A 19,114-nucleotide genomic window follows, 5' to 3' on the forward strand; every position below is an offset into this window, starting at 1 on the left:
AGGGGAAGCGAGCGGGGGCCCGTCCGGTACGAGTCGTGCCCACCCCAGCACGCCGGCAGCCAGGCCGGTGTGCCGATGAAACGCGCCCGAAAACGGAGTGATGCATGTCTGTGGAAACCTCCCCGGCGCCGGCAGCAACGCTGCGGGTGATCCGCCGGGACGGCGAGGCGTCGCCCTTCGACGCGAGCCGGATCTCCGTCGCGCTGACGAAGGCCTTCCTCGCCGCCGAGGGTGACGGGGCCGCCGCGTCGTCGCGGATCCACCACGTCGTCGACGAGCTGACCACGCAGGTCGAATCCTCGCTGCGCCGCCACGCCACCGGGGACGCCGTGCACCTGGAGCAGATCCAGGACCTGGTGGAACTGGCGCTGATGCGTGGCGGCCACCACAAGGTCGCCCGCGCCTACGTGCGCTACCGCGAGGAGCACGCCAAGGCCCGCGAGACCGCCCCGGCCCCGGCGGCGATCCGCGTCAAGCACCCGGACGGCGAGCTGCGCCCGCTGGACCGCGAGCGCGTGGCCCGCGTCGTCGGCGAGGCCGTCGCCGGGATCGACGACGTCACGGCGGAGCCGGTCCTGGCCGAGGCCGAGCGCAACCTCTACGACGGGATCGGCGCCGACGAGCTGGCCCTGGCGCTGATCATGGCCGCTCGCACGCTGGTCGAGCGGGAGCCCAACTACTCGGCCGTCACCGCGCGCCTGCTGCTGGACAAGCTGCGCGGCGAGGCGCTGAGCCACCTCGCGGGCGAGCCGCGTCAGGCCTCGCACGCCGAACTGGACTACCCCGGCTACTTCCGCGACTACCTGCACCGGGCGATCGAGCTGGACCTGGTGGACCCGGAGCTGGCGCGCTTCGACCTGGAGCGCGTCACCGCCGCGATCCGCCCGGACCGCGACCTGGACTTCGGCTTCCTCGGCCTGCAGACCCTCTACGACCGGTACTTCCTGCACGAGAACGGCACCCGGTTCGAGCTGCCGCAGGCGTTCTTCCTGCGCGTGGCGATGGGCCTGGCCCTGCGCGAGGACGACCGCGAGGCCCGGGCCGTGGAGTTCTACGACCTGCTGTCCAGCTTCGACTTCATGGCCTCCACGCCGACGCTGTTCAACTCCGGCACCACCCGGGCGCAGCTGTCGTCGTGCTTCCTGACCACGGTCGAGGACAGCCTGGACGCGATCTTCCAGTCCTACAAGAACAACGCGCTGCTGGCGAAGTACTCCGGCGGGCTGGGCAACGACTGGACCCCGGTGCGGGGGCTGGGCGCCCACATCAAGGGCACCAACGGCACCTCCCAGGGCGTGGTGCCGTTCCTGAAGATCGCCAACGACACCGCGGTCGCGGTCAACCAGGGCGGCAAGCGCAAGGGCGCGGCGTGCGCGTACCTGGAGACCTGGCACATCGACGTCGAGGAGTTCCTCGACCTGCGCAAGAACACCGGCGACGACCGGCGCCGCACCCACGACATGAACACCGCGAACTGGGTGCCCGACGAGTTCCTGCGCCGCGTCGAGGCCGACGCGCAGTGGACCCTGTTCTCCCCCGACGAGACCCCGGACCTGCACGACCTCTACGGCAACGCGTTCGCCGAGCGCTACCGCGAGTACGAGGCCGCGGCCGACCGCGGCGAGATCCGCGTGTTCCGCCGGGTGCGGGCGGTGGAGCTGTGGCGGCGGATGCTGACCATGCTGTTCGAGACCGGGCACCCCTGGATCACCTTCAAGGACCCGAGCAACCTGCGCTCGCCGCAGCAGCACGCGGGCGTGGTGCACTCGTCCAACCTGTGCACCGAGATCACGCTGAACACCAGCGCCGACGAAGTGGCGGTGTGCAACCTCGGCTCGGTCAACCTGGCCCGGCACGTCACCGCCGAGGGCCTGGACACCGCGAAGCTGGAGCGCACGGTGCGCACCGCGGTGCGGATGCTGGACAACGTCGTGGACATCAACTTCTACACCATCCCGGAGGCTCGCCGGTCCAACCTGCGGCACCGCCCGGTGGGACTGGGGCTGATGGGCTACCAGGACGCGCTGTTCACGCTCGGCCTGCCGGTGGACAGCCCGGAGGCGGTGGAGTTCGCCGACCGCAGCATGGAGCACCTGAGCTACCACGCGATCGCGGCGTCGGCGCAGCTCGCGCGGGAGCGGGGCGCGTACGAGACCTTCGAGGGCTCGCTGTGGAGCCAGGGTGTGCTGCCGCTGGACTCGCTGCGGCTGCTGGCCGACGCACGCCAGGGCGACGCACTCGACGTCGACTCGTCGTCCACTCTGGACTGGGACGCGCTGCGTGAGGTGGTGCGCGGCGGGATGCGCAACTCCAACGTCATGGCGATCGCGCCGACCGCGACGATCTCCAACATCTGCGGGGTCGGGCAGTCGATCGAGCCGCTGTTCCAGAACCTCTACGTCAAGTCGAACATGTCCGGCGACTTCACCGTGGTCAACCCGCACCTGGTCGCGGCGCTGAAGGAGCGCGGCCTGTGGGACGAGGCGATGGTGGCCGACCTGAAGTACTTCGACGGCAGCCTCGCCCGGATCGACCGGGTGCCGGCCGATCTGAAGCGGCTCTACGCGACCGCGTTCGAGATCGACAGCAAGTGGCTGGTGGACGCCGCCTCGCGCCGGCAGAAGTGGATCGACCAGGCCCAGTCGCTCAACCTCTACATCGCCGCGCCGAGCGGCCGCAAGCTGGACGAGCTGTACCGGTACGCGTGGCACAAGGGCCTGAAGACGACCTACTACCTGCGGGCCAAGGCCGCCACGAGCGTGGAGAAGAGCACGCTGCGCGGCACGGACGGCAAGCTCAACGCGGTGCCCGCCACCGTTCCGGCCGCCGTGCCCGCTGCGGTTCCGGAACCCGAGTTCGCCGCCTGCCGGATCGACGACCCCGACTGCGAGGCCTGCCAGTGACCACCACCGAAACCGACGCGACCGGGCTCGGCGCGATCAGCCGCGGCGCGGAGCGGGTCAGCGTCGACGACAAGGCGATGATCAACGCCCGCGCGGACGTCAACCAGCTGCTGCCGCTGAAGTACCACTGGGCGTGGGAGAAGTACCTGGCCGGCTGCAGCAACCACTGGATGCCGACCGAGGTGGCGATGCAGGCCGACATCGCGCTGTGGAAGTCGCCGGACGGGCTGACCGAGGACGAGCGCCGCATGGTCAAGCGCAACCTCGGCTTCTTCGCCACGGCCGAGTCGCTGGTGGCGAACAACCTGGTGCTGGCGGTGTACCGGCAGATCACCAACCCGGAGTGCCGCCAGTACCTGCTGCGCCAGGCGTTCGAGGAGGCCGTGCACACGCACACCTTCCAGTACATCTGCGAAAGCCTGGGCCTGGACGAGGGCGAGCTGTTCAACGCCTACCGCGAGGTCCCGTCCATCACCGACAAGGACGCGTGGGCGCTGAAGTACACGCGGAACCTGGAGAACCCGGACTTCGCGACCGGCACCGCGGCCGCGGACCAGGACTTCCTGCGCGATCTGGTGGCCTTCTACGTGGTCTTCGAGGGCATGTGGTTCTACACCGGGTTCGCGCAGATCCTGTCGCTGGGGCGGCGCAACAAGATGGTGGGGATCGCCGAGCAGTTCCAGTACATCCTGCGCGACGAGTCGATCCACCTGAACTTCGGCATCGACTGCATCAACCAGATCAAGATCGAGAACCCGCACCTGTGGTCGCCGGAGTTCCAGGCCGAGGTGCGGGAGATGCTCACCGAGGCGTGTGAGCTGGAGGTCGCCTACGCGCGGGACACGATGCCGCGCGGGATGCTCGGCCTGTCGGCGGCGCTGTGCGAGCAGTACCTGCGCTTCATCACCGACCGGCGCGCCCAGCAGCTCGGGCTGGCCCCGATCTTCGGCGAGAACGAGAACCCGTTCCCGTGGATGTCGGAGGCGATGGACCTGCGCAAGGAGAAGAACTTCTTCGAGACGCGGGTGACCGAGTACCAGACGGGTGGATCGCTCGCCTGGGACTGATCACCTCGATCCCGTGGCGGAGCCCGGTGCTCCGGCGTGCGCAACCGGCACCGCCGCGGGTTCTCAGACGTCCCCTCGCGAGGACAGCGCCGACGTTGGTGAATTGGCATTCATGAGGAGGCGATCCCACAGCGAGGGGGCGTCTGAGGTTCCGCTACCCGCACCGCTACGAAAGCCGATCGACTCCTTGAAGATTCACCCTTGCCGGGTGAGGGGGTGGTGCGGGACGGTGGTGATCAGCCACGTTTTCGCAAGGAGGCGCATCGTGACCAGTGCCGTCGTCCGGGCGTTCCGGGAACGTGTTCCACCCCTGACCGCCATCCCCCTCCCCCGGGCCGTCGACCGCCGCCTGCTGGACCAGCGGTGGCCGGTGCGGGAGCTGGCGGCCCCGCCCGCGGGCAGCGGGCTGGAGCCGGTCATCGGCGACGCGGGGGCGCCGGTCGTCGGGCACGCCATCGAGTCGATGCGGTTCGGGCTGGACTTCGCGCTGCACCGGTTCGAACGGTACGGGCCGGTGTCGTGGATGGGGGCGTTCGGGCAGCGGATCGTCGTGCTGGCCGGCCCGGACGCCACCCAGGCCGCGCTGGTGAACAAGGACAAGGCGTTCTCGCAGGAGGGCTGGCAGTTCTTCATCGAGCGGTTCTTCCACCGCGGGCTGATGCTGCTGGACTTCGAGGAGCACCACCTGCACCGGCGGATCATGCAGGAGGCGTTCACGCGCGACAAGCTGGCCGGCTACATGCGGCAGGCGGCGCCGGTCCTGCGCGAGGGTGTGGCGGCGTGGGCCGGTGCCGAGCGGCCGCGGCTGTACTGGCTGCTGAAGCGGCTCACGCTGGACGTCGCTTCGCGGGTGTTCATGGACATGCCGCCGGGCGCGGACGCCGACGCGATCAACCGGGCGTTCGTGGGCACGGTACGGGCGGCGACGGCGCTGGTGCGGGTGCCGGTGCCGGGCGGCCGGTGGGCGGCGGGCCTGCACGGGCGGCGCGTGCTGGAGCGGTACTTCGCCGAGAAGCTGCCGTCGAAGCGCCGCAGCGAGGGCGCCGACCTGTTCTCGGCGCTGTGCCACGCGCGGGGCGACGACGGGGCCGAGTTCACCGACGACGACGTCATCAACCACATGATCTTCCTGATGATGGCGGCCCACGACACGGCGACGATCACCAGTTCCGCGGTGGCCTACCACCTGGCGAAGCACCCGGAGTGGCAGGAGCGGGCGCGGGAGGAGTCGCTGGCGCTGGGCGACGACCTGCCGGATCTGGCGGCGCTGGAGAAGCTGACCACGCTGGACCTGGTGATCAAGGAGGCGTTGCGGCTGACGGCGCCGGTGCCGTCGCTGCCGCGCAAGACGGTGAAGGACACATCGGTGCTGGGGCACTACATCCCGGCCGGGACGATGTGCAGCGTGTCGCCCAACACGAACCACTATTCGCCGGAGCACTGGACGAACCCGCGCGCGTTCGACCCGGAGCGGTTCGCCGAGGGGCGGCGGGAGGACAAGTCGCACCGGTTCGCGTGGATGCCCTTCGGCGGCGGGGCGCACAAGTGCATCGGGATGCACTTCGGGAACAACGAGGTGAAGCTCCTGCTGCACGAGATGCTGCGCACGTACCGCTGGTCGGTGCCCGAGGGATACCGCATCAAGTGGGACTACGTGTCGCTACCGGTCCCGGTGGACGGCTTGACGGTACGCCTGCAGCGCCTGCGCTGACTGGCGGGACTCCGCTCACGCCCGCGAGTCCCACGCTCGGGCACGCGAGTCCCACGCTCGGGCACGCGAGTCCCACGCTCGGGCACGCGAGTCCCACGCTCGGGCACGCGAGTCCCACGCTCGGGCACGCGAGTCCCACGCTCGGGCACGCGAGTCCCACGCTCGGGCACGCGAGTTCCGCGCTCGGGCACGCGAGTCCGCGGCCCTTCGCCCGATGAGGCCGAGACGGCTGCCGCATCCGGCGTCGGCGCGCCGCCAGGTTCCGGGCCAGCCGGGATCTCTCGGGAACGGCCGTATCAGCGGCTGCGCGCCCGCAGCACTTCCAGCGCCTTGTCGGCGTGCACGGACATCCGCAGTTCGCTCTTGATCACTTCCAGCAGGCGCCCGTCGGTGTCGATGACGAACGTGTGCCGCTTCGTCAGCAGCGGGCCGAACGAGCGCCGCACGCCGAAGGTTCGCGCCACCTCGCCCTCGGTGTCCGACAGCAGCGGGTAGTCGAACCCGTGCCGCGCCGAGAACTCCTGCTGCCGCGCCACCGGGTCCGGGCTGATCCCCACCCGCTGCGCGCCGACCTCCGCGAACTCCTTCGCCAGGTCCCGGAAGTGGCAGCTCTCCGCGGTGCAGCCGGGCGTCATCGCCGCCGGGTAGAAGAACAGCACCACCGGCCCCGACTCCAGGAACCCGTTCAGCGAGCGCGGCTCACCCCGCTCGTCCGGCAGCGTGAAGTCCGGGACGATCTCACCGGGCTTCATCCGGTCACCGTCGCGTCGGTGTGCTGCTCGATGAGCTGGTCGACCTCGTCACCGGTCGCGGTCTCGGCCACGAACGCGCCACGCGCGGCGATCACGCCGTGCCGCCGCAGCCGTTCGGCCTGCTCGTGGCTGCGCACGCCCTCGGCGCCGATCCGCAGCTTCAGCTCACGCGCCCGCGTGATCAGCTGGTCCAGGTGCCGCGCCGCGGTCTCCGGCTCACCGTCGGCGAGCGCGTCGACGACCGGGCCGGACAGGATCACGTGCTGCACCGACAGCTGGTGCTGCGGGATCAGCTCCAGATCCGCCGAACCCTGCACGGTCAGCACCAGCTTCGCGCCGAGGTCGGCCAGCACGGTGAGCGAGTCGAGCACCTCGCCGCGCGGGTCGAGGATCGACGCGGGGTCCGCGCACAGCCGCAGCGCCTTGGCCGGCAGCTCGTTGCGGTCCAGCTCGTCCTTGACCATCGCCACCAGGTCCGGTTCGATCGCGAGCCGGTTGGGCAGGCGGATGCACACGTCCGGCGCCGCGTCGCCGTAGCGTTCGCGCCAGCGCGCGGTCGCCCGCAGCGACTCGGTCAGCAGCCACTTGCCGAGCGGGATCGTCATGCCGGTGGTGTCGGCCAGCGGGAAGAACTCCTCGGCGGGCAGTTCGCCCAGCTCCGGGTGGTGCCAGCGCAGGCCCGCGTTGACGGCGGCGATCTCGTCGGGGTTGGCCAGCTTGACGGTGGGCTGGTAGATCAGCTCGAACTGCCCGTTCTCCAGCGCGCCGGCGATCTCCGCGCCGAGCCGGTAGCGGGCGCGGTCCCGCGCGTCGAGCTCCGGGTCGAACAGCATCCACTGCGCCTTGCCGGCCTCCTTGGCGCGGTGCAGCGCGATCTCCGCGGCGCGCTCGATGTCCTCGACACCGCCGTCGCGCACGTCCCGCACCACGATCCCGGCGCTGGCGCTCACCCCGACGCCGTGTTCGCCGATGTAGATCGGCTCGGCCAGGTCCTCCAGCGCGGTCTCGACGAGGGCGATGACCTGCGGCGGGGTCAGCTCGCCGCGCAGCAGCACGGCGAACCCGTCACCGGACAGCCGCGCCACCAGGGCGTCGTGGTCGGCGAAGGCTTCCTTGAGCTTCTTGGCGACCCCGCGCAGCACCGCGTCGCCGACTCCGGCGCCGAGCCCGTCGTTGATCACCTTGAACCCGTCGAGGTCGAGGTAGACCAGCGCGATCTGACCGCGTGCCGACGGGCTGAGCGCGGATTCCAGCAGGGTGCGGAAGCGGGAGGCGTTGGACAGGCCGGTGAGCGAGTCGTGGATGCTCTGGTGCCGCAGGGTTTCCTGCAGCGTGTAGACCTCGTTCGCGTCGGCGGCCATCAGCACCGGGTACAGCGTGCCGGGGCGGTCGCCGGGCAGGCGGGTGAGGACGATGTCGGCCCACACGCCCGCGTCGTCGGCGTGGGCGAGGCGGATCCGGTCGGCGAACTCCTCGATCTCGGTCTCGGCCAGCTCGGCCAGGGCGGTGGCGAGCTTCTGGCAGTCGCGGTCGTCGAAGCCGAGTTCGGTGAGGCGGCGGCCGCGCAGGCGGTCGGGCTTGTGCCCGAGGAACTTGCCGAGCTCCTTGTTGACCTCGACGATCGTGCCGTCCGGATCGGCCATCGCGATGCCGATGGGTGCGGTGCTGTAGAGCGTGGTGAAGCGGCGCAGGGCGGCGTCGCGGGCCGCTTCGGCCTCGGCGACGGCGGTCCGCGCGAAGTCGTGCAGGAGTCGTTCGAGCTCTTCCGGGGGAAGTGATACTCCGTCCGTGTCAGCCAACCGCGCGGCCCAGCGACGGGCCACGTCCGCCCACCCTGGTGCGGCACCAGGTTCCGACACGCTCCACCTCTTCCGGAGAACGACAACGGCCAGGTCAGGCCCGGTCTGGGCGCCGACAAGCCCACTCCGGGCCGGATCCGTCCCGGAGTCATGCCACGCCATCACGCACGGACAGACTTGTCTACCGGCCGAACGTGTGATGATCAGTGTAGATGTCGTCACCGCTGGTGATTTTTTCGGCTACCGCGTCCAGGCGCGGTCAACAGATCAGCCGTGCCCCAGGCGGTGTCCGGAGGCCGGGAAGGCAACTGGGAGTGGTGGTCCCCCGCCCTCGGATCAGACCTTCCCCCAGCCCTGCCCGGCCGCGCGGGAGGCGACCCCGAGCGGCGATCCGCCGGGCGCCGTCAACCGCCACACCGCGACCCTCCCGGTGGCCGCGGTGCCGCCCGGTAGCCGCGTCGGGCGTTCTTCCAGGCGCGTGAAGCCGAGCCGGGCGGGGACGGCGCCGCTGCGGTGGTTGGCCACGTCGTGGACGATCTCCACCCGGTTGGCGCCGACGCGGAACGCCTCGGTGGTCAGCAGCCGCGCCGCGCGGGTGGCCCAGCCGCGGCCGGTGCAGGCCTTCGCGAGCCAGTAGCCGATCTCCAGCCCGCCCCGGCCGATGCGCGCCATCAGCCCGCAGCTGCCCGCGAGCGTCCCGTCCGGCGCGACGATCGCGTAGTCGAAGGTCTCCGCCGCGAGCCAGCTCTCCCGCGACAGCGTCAGGAAGTCCCGCGCGTCGCGCTCGGTGTAGCCGTCCACCGCCCACGGCATCCACGGCGCGAGGTGGTCCAGGGACTCGTTCACCAGGCGGTGCAGGAGCTCGGCGTCGCCGGCCCACCACCGGCGCAGCAGGATCACCCCGTCCGAGAGGGTCTCCGCAGGGATCTGCATCCCCCGATCATCCACGCCGCCGCCGTGGCCCGCACGGGACTTTCCGCCGCGTCAGCCGAGACCGGCCTCGATGTGGGCGAGGTGCGCGGCGAGGATGTCCTCGAACGCGGCGCCGCGGTCCGCCCCGAGCGGCCGGACGTCGCGGGCGAAGTGCGCCAGGGCGGGGAAGCGTCCGGGGTCGGCGCCCAGCACCGCGACGCGGAACAGCTCCACGCCCTGCTCGTACTCCTCGGGGGTGAGCGTGCGGACGCCGGCGTCGGCGGAGATCAGCGCGGCGAGCAGGACCACGATCCGGTGGTAGCGCGCGGGGATCTCCTCGTCGGGCAGGCCGGCCGCGCGCAGGGCCTGCAGCACCTCCTCCATGACCAGCCGCGAGCCGGTGCCGCTGGAGGCGTACCGGCCCCAGATCGTGGCGAGCTGCGGGTGCCGGCCGAACGCCTCCCGCAGCCGCAGGGCCAGGGCGGTGATGCGCTGCTTCCAGTCCCCCTCGGGGCGATGACCTTCCACGGCGGCCAGCAGGATCCGGTCCGCGACCGCGCGCAGCAGCTCGGTCTTGTTGCGGAAGTGCCGGTAGAGGCTGGAGGAATCGGTCCCGAGCGCCACGGCGAGCTTGCGCACGCTGAACGACTCGGCGTCGCTCGTGCGCAGCAGCTCCGCCGCCACGTCCAGGATCTCCTCGGTCGACCAACGCCTGCGGCCCGTCATCTCGCCCCTTCCGTCCGGAGCGAGTCTAACCTATGCACTTGCCGTTGCACGCACCGCGTGCATAATGGGGACACATGCCTCTGGGGAAGGAGAAGCAACCATGAGCGAAACCGTCACGCGACCACCGGCACCGGACTTCGACACGATCACGCCGGAGGAACTGCGTGCCTACAGTGACGCGGAGAACCGCTTCCGCGCGTCCGAGGCGGCCCGGGAGATGCTCGGGCACCCGGACCCCGGCGCCACGATCGAATGGCAGCAGGTGCCGCTGCCCGGCCGCGAGCTGCCGGTCCGGGTGTACCGTCCGGCGGCCGGGGCCGGAACCGCGCTGCCGCTCGTGGTCCACGTGCACGGCAGCGGCTTCACGGGCACGGCCGTGCAGTGCGACTGGACCAACAGCCACGTCGCCACCCAGCTGCCCGCGGTCGTCGTCTCGGTCGAACACCGCCTCCTGGACTTCGACACGCCGCTGTCGGCGGCCGCCGACGACGGCTGGGACGTGCTGCAGCACGTGGTGCGGCACGCTTCGCGGTGGGGTGTCGACCCGGAGCGGGTGGCCGTGTTCGGCGAGAGCTGCGGCGCGCTGATCAGCGCCCTGACCGCGATCCGGGCCAGGGACGCCGGCCTGCGCCTCGACGCGCAGGTGCTGGTCAACCCCGTCACCGACACGACCGGCACGATGCTCGACCACCCCTCGGCCACCGAGTACGCCCACACCCCGGCCCTCGCGCTGCCCCAGCTCCGGCTCATCCGGCGGCTCGGCGTGCCACCGGGAGCCGACGCGCGGGCGGTCTCACCGCTGTACGCCGACGACCTGAGCGGGCTGGCCCCGGCGCTCGTGGTGGTGCCGACCCGCGACCCGGTGGCCGATCACGGCCGCCGCTACGCCGAACGGCTGCACGCGGCCGGGACACCGGCGCGGCTGAGCGAATACCCGGGAGCGGGGCACGCGTTCCTCACCCTGCCCGGGGTGGAACCCCAGGCCGCGACCGCGCGGGCGGAGATCCTCGAGTTCCTCCGGGCCGCCCTCGTGCCGAGCGGGGAGGCGTTCTGATGACGCAATCACCTCCGCGGCGATCGGCGCTCGCCGCGATGTACACGGGGCTGGGACTCACCGTCGCCGTGACGGTCCTGGCGTACCTCAGCACTGCGGTCCTGGCCGGCCACGTCCGGGCCGGCTATCCGGCCTACACCCCGGCGCAGGTCGATTCGGCCGTCACCGCCTACCTCGTCTTGTTGTCCGTCCTCGGAGCGCTCGGCGCCGGCGGCTGGCTCTGGATGACCTGGGCGGTCCGGGCCGGCAAACGGTGGGCCCGGCCCGCCGCGACCGTGATGCTGGTGCTCGGCATCGGCACCGGGCTGACCGGGCTGTTCATCAGGGACGTCTCGGGCGAGCCGGGGCTGCCGCCGGCGCTGGGCTGGGCCGGGATGGCGCCCTGCCTGGCGGGCATCGTGGCGGTCGGACTGTTGTGGAAACACTCGGAGAGGAAGGCGCAGTGAACAGCATCGGCATCATCGGGGTGGGCGAGATCGGCCGGGCCATCGTGGACGGCCTGCACCACGGGGGCGGCGACGCACCCGAGGTGTTCCTCTCGCCGCGGGGAGCCCGCACCGCCGCGGAGCTGTCCGAGCGCTACCCCGGCGTTCAGGTGTGTCCCGGCAACCAGACGGTGGCCGACCGCGCGGACATCGTGATCATCGCCGTGCGCCGTCAGGACCGGCACGAGGCACTCGACGGCATGACGGTGGCCGGCGACAAGATCGTGATCAACGTGATGGCCGGCGTCGCCAACGACGACCTGCGTGCGACGCTGGGCACCGAGGCCCCGATCGTCCGGGCCATCCCGCTGCCCGCGATCCGCGAACGCCGCTCCCTCACGGCGACCTACCCGTCCCACCCGGTGGCGGATGCGTTCTTCGAGCGGCTGGGCGGGGTGCTCCCGGTCGGCGACGAGGCGGCCTTCGACGTCCTCTCCGCGGTGACGGGAACGCTGACCAGCCACTACCGGTACCTCGCCACGATCACCGCGTGGGCCGCCGGACACGGCATCGCCGCCGAGGACGCGGACCGCTACGTCCGGAGCCTCTTCCAGGAGACCGGCCGCGCCCTGAGCGACCGGACCCGCACGCTGGAGCGTCTCGCGGCCGACCACGAGACGCCGAAGGGGAACAACGAGCGCATCCGCACGACCTGGTTCACCCCCGCCAACGCCGCCGCGCTCACCCAGGCCCTCGACGACCTGCTCACCGACCTCGGCCGGCCCTAGGAAAGGCCTGACGACGATCGCGGGTGGTTGGTGGGTTCTGCTGGTGGTGTCGCGGTTTGCGATGCGTTCGGATCGCGTGGCGGGGCAACGGCAGACCCCTGGTCACCCTGCTCCCCGCCGGGCAGGGAACGCCGCTTCAACGTCAGAGACGCCCTAGGTCATGATGGCGCTCTCGGGCACCACCGTGTCGTTCCGCAGCGCGTCGAACAGCTGCTTCGACTTCGTCTTGTCCCAGCGTTCGGCCGAGGCGGACGTGACGGGCACCGTCGTGGACAGCACGCCGTCGGAGGAGATGCCGCGCATCGCCCAGGCCAGGCCGACCAGGTTGTGCAGGTGGTCGCCCTCGTCGATGGTCAGCGCGTCCGGCGCGGCGCTCAGCAGCGGGAAGACGTCGAACGGGTTCAGCAGGGTGCCGGGGCTGGAGATCTCGCTGACCAGCGCGCCGATGAACTTGCGCTGGTTCTCCACCCGGTCCAGGTCCGACCGTGGCGTCGCCTCGCTGTGGCGCATGCGCACGAACCCGAGCGCCTGCGCGCCGTCGAGGTCGCCGCACCCGGCGGGGATCGTGATGCCGGTGACGGTGTCGTGCATCTCCTTGTCGACGCACATGTGCACGCCGCCGATCGCGTCGACGATGTTGGCGAACCCGCCGAACCCGATCTCGGCGTAGTGGTCGATGCGCAGCCCGGTGGCCTGCTCGACCGTCTTGACCAGCAGCGGCGCGCCGCCGATGGAGAACGCGGCGTTGATCTTGCTGGTGCCGTGGCCGGGGATGGCGACCTGCGAGTCGCGCGGCAGGCTGACCAGCGTCGGCTTGGTGTCGTTGTCCGGCAGGTGCGCGATCATCATCGTGTCGGTGCGCTGACCGCCGCCCGCGGCCGCGACGTCACCGGTGACCAGGCGCTGCTCGTCCTCGGCGGTCAGGCCCTCGCGGCTGTCCGAGCCGACGATGAGCCAGTTCGTGCCCGCCCCGGCGGCGGGGCGGCCCTCGTAGTCCTCCAGCGCGGCGATCCGGTTGATCGAGAACTCCAGGTACACCCACACCCCGGCGAGGAACAGCACGAACACCGACAGCAGGGTGAGCAGGACCTTGCCCGGGCCGAACCGGCGGCGGCGCGGGCGGCGCGCGACCGGCGGCGGGGGCGGCGGGACGTCACCGCGGGAGGGCATCGCCCGGGTGGGCGGCGGTCCGGGGCGGCGGGGCGGCGGCTGCCGGTAGGCGCCGTCGCGCCCGGGCAGCGGCATCATCTGCGCGGGCTGGTGCTGTCGCGGGCCGCGCGGCGGTACGCGCGGTGGGTAGCCGCCCTGGTTCGTCACGCCATCACCGTTCCCCGATCGACCGGCCCTAGGACGCACCTAGTGAACCGCAAACCTCTCGATCAAGGACGTCCAGCACCCCGAAAGGGTTGCTCACCTCTACACGGGCAGGCGAAGCCGCTGGTCGGGACGCACCGTCCAGGCGGTGAGCGGCGCCACACCCGCCGCGTCCAGGGCGAACTCGCGTGCCAGCCGGTTCCACACCCCGGGCCGGTGCAGCATGGCGTGCCCCTCGGACATGACCTCGATGCGCACCACCCGCTCGGCGACCGCCTGGGCGCGCTCGGCGTAGGCGAAGGACTCGGCGGGCCGGGTGATGCGGTCGCGCGTGCCGTGGGCGATCACCACCGTCTTGCCGGTCACCGGTTCGACCGGCTCGCCGAGCGGCGTCCACGGGGCCAGCGCCAGCACCGACCGGACCTGCGGATCGGCGGCCACCCGCAGCGCGACCCGGCCGCCCATCGAGTGCCCGGCGAGGAACACCGGCACGCCCGGCCGTTCGGCGCGGATCCGCTCCAGAGCCCACCGCGCGTCGGCGACCGGGTGCAGGTCGGGGTCGTTCCAGCCGCGGACCCGGTTGCGCATCAGCCGAACCTCGACACCGTGCGGCGCGCCGGCGCGCAGGATCTGCCGCGCCAGGGGCACCATCCGCAGGTAGGCCAGGCCCCAGGGGCGGACCACGTTGAGGCCGTTCTCGGCGCCGCCGTGCAGGACCAGCACCACCGCCCGCACCGGTCCGCGGGCGCGCCAGGTCCTCAGCACGGGATCACTCGTCACACACCGGCCAACACCACGGACGGCGGGAATCTTCCACCGGCCACCCGGACGAGGTGATTCGGTGCCGGGGTCCGCCAAACCGGGCGAAGTCCCGCGGAGCGGGACCGTTGCGGGTGCGGCAGCCCGGACGGCGGGAACCGTCCATCCACCACCCGGGCGGAGGTGGCTCGCTCCCAGGGGCGGTTCCCTCAGCGGCGGAGCCACTCGCATCGGGGCCGTCAACCAGCACCACCACGGGCGAAGTCCCGCGGAGCGGGACCGTTGCGGTGGCAGTGGGAACCTTCCACCCACCACCCGGCGGGGTGGTTCAGTGCCCAGGGGCCGTCCCCTCAGCGGCAAAGCCGCGCAGAACCCGACCGCCGTGGCTGGCAGCAGGCCGGACAGCCAGAGCCGTCCACCAACCACCCAGACGGCGTGGTTCAGCGCCCAGGGGCCCTCTCCTCAGCGGCAAAGCCCCGCGGAGCGCGACCGTTGCCGGTGGCGGCGGGAACCGTCCGCCGACCACCTGGCGGGGTGGTTCGTTGCCTAGGGTCGGGCGCATGATCCACGATCTGGTCGCCGGGGCCCTCGCGCGGGCCGGCGAACGCAACTCCGGCGCGATCCGGCGGGCGGCGGGCCTCGTGCTGGCCGCGGTGCGGGCGGACGCGCTCGTCTTCACCGGTGGCGCCGGGCATTCGCTGGCGTCGGTCGCCGAGACCTTCTACCGCGCGGGCGGCCTGGCCTGCGTGTACCCGCTCTACCACCCGGACCTGCTGCCGCTGCACGGCGCCGCCACCAGCACGGCCGCCGAGCGGCGGTCCGGTCTGGCCGCCGAGGTCCTGGCCGAACGCGCACCCGGTCCGGACGACGTGGTGTTCGTCTTCTCCAACTCCGGTGTCAACCCCTACCCGGTGGAGCTGGCCGAAGCCGCGGGAGCGCCGGTGGTGGCCGTGACGTCCCGGGCCTCGGTCGAGGCGGCGCCGCGCCGCGCGCACAGCACTCTGCTGGAGCAGGCCGACGTCGTGCTCGACACCGGCGTCCGGCCGGGCGACGCCGCCTTCCCCGAGGACGATCCGCGCACGGTGGCGCTGTCCTCGTTGCTCAACGTCTACCTGTGGAACGAGGTGCTGGCGCACGTCGTCACCACCGCCGCGCAGGAGGGCGTCGAGGTGCCGCTGTGGCGCAGCTCGAACGTCGAGGGCGGCGACGCGGCCAACGTCGCGCTGCTGGACCACTACCGCCCCCGCGTCCCGGCGCTGCGCTAAGCGGCGGCGGGCTCCTCGGCGAACTGGGTGTGGTAGAGGCCGGCGTAGCGGCCGTTCGCGGCGAGCAGCTCCTCGTGCGTGCCGCGTTCGACGATGCGCCCGGCCTCGACCACCAGGATCTGGTCGGCCGCCCGCACGGTGGACAGCCGGTGCGCGATGACCAGTGCGGTCCGCCCCTCCAGCGCGTGCGACAGTGCTTCGCTGACCGCCGCCTCCGACTCGGAGTCCAGGTGCGCGGTCGCCTCGTCCAGCACGATCACCCGCGGCTGGGCCAGCAGCAGCCGCGCGATCGTCAGGCGCTGCCGTTCCCCGCCGGAGAGCCGGTAGCCGCGCTCCCCCACCACCGTGTCCAGCCCGTCGGGCAGGCTGCGCACCAGCCCGGCCAGCCGCGCGCGGTCCAGCGCGTCCCAGATCTCCTCCTCGGTCACCCCGGGCCGCGCGTACTCCAGGTTGGCGCGGATCGTGTCGTGGAACAGGTGCCCGTCCTGGGTCACCACGCCGACGGTGTCGCGGATCGAGGCGAAGCCCAGGTCACGCACGTCCACATCGGACAAGCGGATGGCGCCGGAGTCGACGTCGTAGAGGCGCGGCAGCAGCGACGCGATCGTCGACTTGCCCGCCCCGGACGACCCGACCAGGGCGACCATCTGCCCGGCCTCGGCGCGGAAGCTGATCCCGTGCAGCACCTCCTCGCCGCCCCGGGTGTCCAGTGTGGACACCTCCTCCAGCGAGGCCAGGGAGTACTTGTCGGCGGCCGGGTAGGCGAAGCGCACGTCGTCGAACTCGACCGACACGCCACCCTTCGGCACCGTCCGGGCGTCCGGCTTCTCGGTGATCATCGGGTCGAGGTCGAGCACCTCGAAGACCCGCTCGAACGACACCAGCGCGGTCATCACGTCCACCCGGACGTTGGCCAGCGCGGTCAGCGGGCTGTAGAGCCTGGTCAGCAGAAGCGCGAGCGCGACGACGGTGCCCGGGGCGAGCTGCCCGCGGATCGCCAGCCAGCCACCCAGGCCGTAGACCAGGGCCTGCGCGAGCGCCGACACCAGGGTCAGGCTGGTCATGAACCAGCGGGTGAGCATCGCGGTGCGCACCCCGATGTCCCGCACCCGCCCGGCGCGGGCGCCGAAGTCCTCGGCCTCCCGCCGCGGCCGCCCGAACAGCTTGACCAGCGTCGCGCCGGGCGCGGAGAACCGCTCGGTCATCTGCGTGGTCATCCCCGCGTTGAGCTGGGCGGACTCGCGCTGCAGGTCGGCCATCCGGCGGCCGATGCGCTGCGCCGGGAGCACGAACACCGGCAGCAGCACCAGCGCCAGCAGCGTCACCTGCCAGGACAACGTCACCATCACCGCGAGCGAGAGGACCAGCTGGATCACGTTGGTGACCAGGCCGGACAGGGTCGCGGTGAAGGTCCGCTGCGCGCCGATCACGTCATTGTTCAGACGGCTGACCAGCGCGCCGGTGCGCGTGCGGGTGAAGAACGCGATCGGCATCCGCTGCACGTGCTCGAACACCGCGCGGCGCAGGTCGTAGATCAGCCCCTCACCGATGCGGGCCGACAACCAGCGCTCGACCAGGCCGAACCCGGCGTCGGCGACCGCCAGCCCGGCCACGATCACCGCCAGCAGCACGACGAGCCCGGAGTCCTTGCCGCCGACGATCGTGTCCACGACCTTGCCGGCCAGCACCGGCGTGCTGACCGCGACCACCGCCGACACCACGGTCAGCGCCAGGAAGACCAGCAGGCTGCGCCAGTACGGCCGGGCGAAGCGCGCCACCCGGCGGATCGTGCCGGGCGCGAGGCCCTTCGGCGCGTCCGCGGCGCGCATCGCCGAACTCATCAACGACCAGGTGTTGTCCACGCCGCCCACCCTAAAACTTCGACAATGCTTGAGGTCTACCCCGGAGACCTCCAGGCCAACGCGGCCGGACACCAAAAGCTTCCCGGAGGTCGCCGCCGATTCCGCCCTCGGTAACCTTTGCCCATGGGGAGGGACGAAACCGGTGCCGGATCACCCGGCGGCCCGCGATGACCACTGAGCACACCGCGGTGCGTCCGCCGGCTCCCGCACTCGACCGGTGGCGCGCGCTGCTCGCCACCCACCCGCTGACCGTCGACCTGGTCTTCTACCTCGGCTGCACCGTCTACGCGATCGCGCTGGCGATCACAGGCGAGTTCTACGGCTTCCGCATCTGGGGATCGTGCGCGGCGTTCGGCTACGCCTTCGCCGCCGCCCACACCGGCTGGCTGATGGCCACGCGCCGCCGGGCCGGGCTGCTGCGCTCCCGCTGGGTGGGCCTGGCCGGCATCGGCGTGCTGTCGATGCTGCTGCCCCTGACCGTCCTGGTGATCCGGCGGCTGACCGGCACGGACTGGCTGTACACGCCGTTCTCCTGGAGCGCGCAGCCCGAGGTGTGGGTGATCGAGCGGTCGGCGAGCCTGCTGCTGGACAACGGCACGCCGTACGTGGACGTCGAGGCGCTCACCCGGGCGCCTGAGGTCAACGACTACACCCCCTACGGCCCGGTGATGGCCGTGTTCGGGCTGCCGCGCGCCCTGTTCGGCGGGAGCCCGGTCGCCGACGCCCTCACCGACGCGCGGCTGGTGTTCGCCCTGACCGCGTGCGTGTGCGCGTGGCTGACGATCCGGCTGTCGCGCACCCCGCGGGTTCCGGTGCGCGCCGCGCAGTTCGCCATGGCCTGCCCGCTCACCGCGCTGACCTGGGCGGTCGCCGGGCCGGACCTGGCGATCGTCGGTCTCATGCTGGTCGCGGCCGCGCTCGCGGCCCGGGACCGCCCGGTGGCGAGCGCGATCGTGCTCGCGCTGGTGATCAGCGCGAAGCTCATCGTGGCACCGGCCGCCGTGGTGCTGGCCGTGCTCGTCTTCGCCCGCCTGGGCGGCAGGGCCCTGGCGCGCTTCCTCGCCACGACGGTGCTCGCGTGCGCGGTGCTCAACGTCCCCGTGTTCCTGGTGAACCCGCGGGCGTTCGTCGAGCACGTGATCCGGTTCCCGGCCGGCCTGGGCCAGGTGACGTCACCGGCGGCGAGCCCGTTGCCGGGCTACCTCATCGCCAGTACCGGACCGGCCGGGAAGGTGGCCGCGTTCGTCCTGCTCGCCGGCGCCGCTGCCGCGATCCTCGTCTGGTTGCTGCGGCGTCCGCCCGTGGCCGGATCGGACGCGTTGTGGCGCATCGCCGTGGGCCTGGGGGCCTTCACCCTCCTGACGCCCGCGACGCGCTTCGGATACCTGGTGTACCCGTGCGTGCTCCTCGGTGCGATGTTGTGCTTCCGCCGTGCCGAGGCCGGGGACCCCCGGCCTACTTCTTCTTAGCGCGCGTCGCCCCGCCGCGCCCGCGCAACTGCACACCGGATTCGGAAAGCACGCGGTGCACAAAACCGTACGAGCGTCCGGTCGACTCGGCCAGGGCCCGAATACTCGCACCCTTCTCATATTTCTTCTTCAGGTCAGCGGCAAGCTTGTCGCGCGTACTGCCGGTGATCCGCGCGCCCTTCTTCAGGTCAGCCACGTCGTTCCGCCTTCCACCAGATCGCGTTGGCAGGCCACGGTGGGCCTCGTCACGCAATGATCGAACACGAACCGCGAATTTGCCAGACGAGCGGCGAAAAACCTGCCCAATG

Annotated in this window: 16 protein-coding genes; 8 read left to right on the forward strand and 8 right to left on the reverse strand. The window is 71.9% G+C overall.

Annotation, left to right across the window (positions count from 1 at the left end; all coding sequences use genetic code 11):
• Positions 1-104 precede the first annotated feature (104 nt).
• The 3 genes from L1857_RS23035 (at position 105) to L1857_RS23045 (ending at position 5,681) form a co-directional block, all read left to right on the forward strand.
• Complete coding sequence (locus L1857_RS23035; RefSeq protein ID WP_249466289.1) at positions 105-2,903, forward strand: ribonucleoside-diphosphate reductase subunit alpha; 2,799 nt, start codon at positions 105-107, stop codon at positions 2,901-2,903.
• Positions 2,900-3,970 carry a ribonucleotide-diphosphate reductase subunit beta gene (locus tag L1857_RS23040; RefSeq protein WP_249466292.1) on the forward strand — a complete coding sequence of 357 codons (1,071 nt, stop codon included), beginning with the start codon at positions 2,900-2,902 and terminating at the stop codon, positions 3,968-3,970. Before L1857_RS23035 ends, L1857_RS23040 begins: the two co-directional genes overlap by 4 nt.
• A 265-nt stretch (positions 3,971-4,235) precedes the next feature.
• On the forward strand, positions 4,236-5,681 hold the full coding sequence (locus L1857_RS23045) for a cytochrome P450 (protein ID WP_094007679.1): 1,446 nt from the start codon (positions 4,236-4,238) through the stop codon (positions 5,679-5,681).
• 296 nt (positions 5,682-5,977) lie between these two features.
• On the opposite strand, the gene L1857_RS23050 is transcribed toward L1857_RS23045, so the two are convergent.
• The 4 genes from L1857_RS23050 to L1857_RS23065 all read right to left on the reverse strand — a co-directional run bounded on the left by L1857_RS23050 (position 5,978) and on the right by L1857_RS23065 (position 9,870).
• Positions 5,978-6,433 (reverse strand): peroxiredoxin, encoded by a 456-nt coding sequence (locus L1857_RS23050; protein ID WP_094007680.1) that lies wholly within the window; start codon positions 6,431-6,433, stop codon positions 5,978-5,980.
• Positions 6,430-8,256 carry a GGDEF and EAL domain-containing protein gene (locus tag L1857_RS23055; protein ID WP_094007681.1) on the reverse strand — a complete coding sequence of 609 codons (1,827 nt, stop codon included), beginning with the start codon at positions 8,254-8,256 and terminating at the stop codon, positions 6,430-6,432. The genes L1857_RS23050 and L1857_RS23055 overlap by 4 nt, the downstream gene beginning before the upstream one ends.
• Before the next feature lie 312 nt (positions 8,257-8,568).
• The gene (locus tag L1857_RS23060) at positions 8,569-9,165 is read right to left on the reverse strand and encodes a GNAT family N-acetyltransferase (RefSeq protein WP_094007682.1); all 597 of its coding nucleotides are present in this window, start codon (positions 9,163-9,165) and stop codon (positions 8,569-8,571) included.
• 51 nt (positions 9,166-9,216) lie between these two features.
• Positions 9,217-9,870, reverse strand: a complete 654-nt coding sequence (locus L1857_RS23065; protein ID WP_094007683.1) for a TetR/AcrR family transcriptional regulator — start codon at positions 9,868-9,870, stop codon at positions 9,217-9,219.
• A gap of 100 nt (positions 9,871-9,970) precedes the next feature.
• Between L1857_RS23065 and L1857_RS23070 the strand changes: the two genes are divergently transcribed.
• The 3 genes from L1857_RS23070 to L1857_RS23080 are packed head-to-tail and all read left to right on the forward strand — an operon-like array spanning position 9,971 to position 12,137.
• Positions 9,971-10,924, forward strand: a complete 954-nt coding sequence (locus tag L1857_RS23070) for an alpha/beta hydrolase (protein ID WP_094007684.1) — start codon at positions 9,971-9,973, stop codon at positions 10,922-10,924.
• On the forward strand, positions 10,924-11,370 hold the full coding sequence (locus tag L1857_RS23075; protein ID WP_205413418.1) for a hypothetical protein: 447 nt from the start codon (positions 10,924-10,926) through the stop codon (positions 11,368-11,370). Before L1857_RS23070 ends, L1857_RS23075 begins: the two co-directional genes overlap by 1 nt.
• Positions 11,367-12,137, forward strand: coding sequence for an NAD(P)-binding domain-containing protein (locus tag L1857_RS23080; RefSeq protein ID WP_116114835.1), 771 nt, complete (start codon positions 11,367-11,369; stop codon positions 12,135-12,137). Before L1857_RS23075 ends, L1857_RS23080 begins: the two co-directional genes overlap by 4 nt.
• A 153-nt stretch (positions 12,138-12,290) precedes the next feature.
• On the opposite strand, the gene L1857_RS23085 is transcribed toward L1857_RS23080, so the two are convergent.
• Positions 12,291-13,454, reverse strand: coding sequence for an LCP family protein (locus L1857_RS23085; RefSeq protein ID WP_094007686.1), 1,164 nt, complete (start codon positions 13,452-13,454; stop codon positions 12,291-12,293).
• 99 nt (positions 13,455-13,553) lie between these two features.
• Positions 13,554-14,216: an alpha/beta hydrolase gene (locus tag L1857_RS23090; RefSeq protein ID WP_240323443.1), complete on the reverse strand. Its 663-nt coding sequence runs from the start codon at positions 14,214-14,216 to the stop codon at positions 13,554-13,556.
• Between the two features lie 554 nt (positions 14,217-14,770).
• Here L1857_RS23090 and L1857_RS23095 point away from each other — a divergent pair.
• On the forward strand, positions 14,771-15,475 hold the full coding sequence (locus L1857_RS23095; RefSeq protein ID WP_094007688.1) for a sugar isomerase domain-containing protein: 705 nt from the start codon (positions 14,771-14,773) through the stop codon (positions 15,473-15,475).
• On the opposite strand, the gene L1857_RS23100 is transcribed toward L1857_RS23095, so the two are convergent.
• Complete coding sequence (locus L1857_RS23100; RefSeq protein WP_249466295.1) at positions 15,472-17,337, reverse strand: ABC transporter ATP-binding protein; 1,866 nt, start codon at positions 17,335-17,337, stop codon at positions 15,472-15,474. The two genes, L1857_RS23095 and L1857_RS23100, sit on opposite strands and share 4 nt — an antisense overlap.
• A gap of 167 nt (positions 17,338-17,504) precedes the next feature.
• Here L1857_RS23100 and L1857_RS23105 point away from each other — a divergent pair, with 167 nt between their 5' ends.
• Positions 17,505-18,806, forward strand: a complete 1,302-nt coding sequence (locus tag L1857_RS23105; RefSeq protein ID WP_116114994.1) for a glycosyltransferase 87 family protein — start codon at positions 17,505-17,507, stop codon at positions 18,804-18,806.
• On the opposite strand, the gene L1857_RS23110 is transcribed toward L1857_RS23105, so the two are convergent.
• Entirely contained in the window at positions 18,793-19,002 is a 210-nt protein-coding gene (locus L1857_RS23110) for a helix-turn-helix domain-containing protein (RefSeq protein ID WP_017982988.1), read from the reverse strand. The two genes, L1857_RS23105 and L1857_RS23110, sit on opposite strands and share 14 nt — an antisense overlap.
• Positions 19,003-19,114: the final 112 nt, after the last annotated feature.

This window comes from Amycolatopsis thermalba, from assembly GCF_023376025.1.
Taxonomy (GTDB): Bacteria; Actinomycetota; Actinomycetes; order Mycobacteriales; family Pseudonocardiaceae; genus Amycolatopsis_E; species Amycolatopsis_E thermalba.